This window comes from Mesorhizobium sp. ArgA1 (genome assembly GCF_053714375.1).
Map to the genome: position 1 here is coordinate 1 of NZ_JBSKBQ010000107.1, position 979 is coordinate 979.

Consider the following 979-nt stretch of genomic DNA (forward strand, 5'->3'; position numbering starts at 1 on the left):
GTTCAACCGACGAAACAGCATTGCGCCGCGCCGGGAGTGGCGCGCGGCCGCAGCAGTTTTGCCCTCACGTATCTTTATGCCGGCTGCCGACAAGCCGACAAAAGGATCAATGCTTTGAAGAACGCGCGAGAAGGGCTGCCTCGGTCCGCAAACTGCCAAAGACCTTCCCACGCCTCATGTGCTTCCCAGTAATACCCGTGATTGAAAAGGCCGAAGCCCCAGAGGAATGGATCTGAGCCAATCGCCGCATCCGTGGCGACCAGCATCGGCTCGACGAGATAACTATGTCCAGCGGGATCGCGCGCGGGATGCGGCTGCCTGCCCGGCAAGTACGCATAGGCTGGAAAGCTCTTTTCCGGCAGGTGCCGGGGACGCGAATTCGGAGCAATGGCCACAAAGCATGATATCACATGGATGGTCGCGGCTCGGATACGAAGTTTCCTATATGCGCGGCGGTTGGCGACAATGCGCAGAAGGCGGTCACATTCACTGAGAAATGAAACTCAGTTAAGATTGCTCCATTGGAGAAAGGTTCTCTGGGCCCGCATTGACGGCGTTAAGTCAGCGGGTAGTGGTGATGAAGTCGGTGGATACGATTGCCCGAGCCCGGCGCGCCTCCATGTGGATCGTCGCCCAAGCGAAGGCTTTGCAGCCTCGGCTACGAGGGGCTATGACCCTGATGGTGTTGCCAAGGCGCCTTCTGGGCGATAAACGCCAGCGCCGTACAGGAATTGGCGGCGTATCGCAGGCGCCTTTTCGACAATGATGCTCACAAGGAAGCAAGATGAGGCGTCAAACGCGACCATTCATCCTGGAAGTCAAGCGGAAGCGGGGTATTCAAAAACAATCCCGGTCAATTTGGGGGGATGTTGATATTTCAGCGGCCGTCGCCGGGACAACCCGAGAATCGGAGGCGACCGAGCTCGCTAATTGTCAGACGATTGACTCCAACACAATCTCCGTCGATCCTGAATATCTA

Annotated in this window: 1 protein-coding gene and 1 pseudogene; one reads left to right on the forward strand and one right to left on the reverse strand. The window is 57.3% G+C overall.

Going from position 1 to position 979, the window contains the following annotated elements; all coding sequences use genetic code 11:
* Positions 1-74 precede the first annotated feature (74 nt).
* Positions 75-266 carry a DUF309 domain-containing protein gene (locus tag ACWGTI_RS32535; RefSeq protein WP_454590663.1) on the reverse strand — a complete coding sequence of 64 codons (192 nt, stop codon included), beginning with the start codon at positions 264-266 and terminating at the stop codon, positions 75-77.
* A gap of 518 nt (positions 267-784) precedes the next feature.
* Between ACWGTI_RS32535 and ACWGTI_RS32540 the strand changes: the two are divergent.
* Positions 785-979 (forward strand): annotated as a pseudogene (locus ACWGTI_RS32540) (transposase); the annotation flags it as partial.

What these genes read in the sequence shown, in the direction of transcription:
- ACWGTI_RS32535 (WP_454590663.1), bottom strand. Translation starts at nt 266, where the DNA reads ATGCTGGTCGCCACGGATGCGGCGATTGGCTCAGATCCATTCCTCTGG.